Origin of the sequence: Vibrio sp. S12_S33, from assembly GCF_963889785.1 — a bacterium.
Taxonomy (GTDB): Bacteria; Pseudomonadota; Gammaproteobacteria; order Enterobacterales; family Vibrionaceae; genus Vibrio; species Vibrio aestuarianus.
The window spans coordinates 1-206 of record NZ_CAWPQZ010000489.1; the positions used below are offsets into that span (position 1 = coordinate 1).

A 206-nucleotide genomic window follows, 5' to 3' on the forward strand; every position below is an offset into this window, starting at 1 on the left:
GTAAACTAAAAAGCCAATCGTCGCACCACATGCGAAAAACGTTCAGTTGGCTAAGTAAGGTTTACTGGAAAGAGAACATTGTTTGGTCGCCAGGTTACTTTGTCAGTAGCGTAGGCGTGAATGAACAGGTTATAGCGAATTACGTTAGGCATCAGGGCGAAAAGGATTCTGGTCAACTCCGCATGGAGTTGTAACAGTAAGTACCC

The 206-nt window shown here is 44.7% G+C and carries 1 protein-coding gene; it reads left to right on the forward strand.

What is annotated here, in order from left to right:
* The coding region (locus AACW06_RS20845) for a transposase (RefSeq protein ID WP_192076437.1) at nucleotides 1–194 on the forward strand (194 nt) is incomplete at its 5' end.
* Between the last annotated feature and the right edge of the window lie 12 nt (nucleotides 195–206).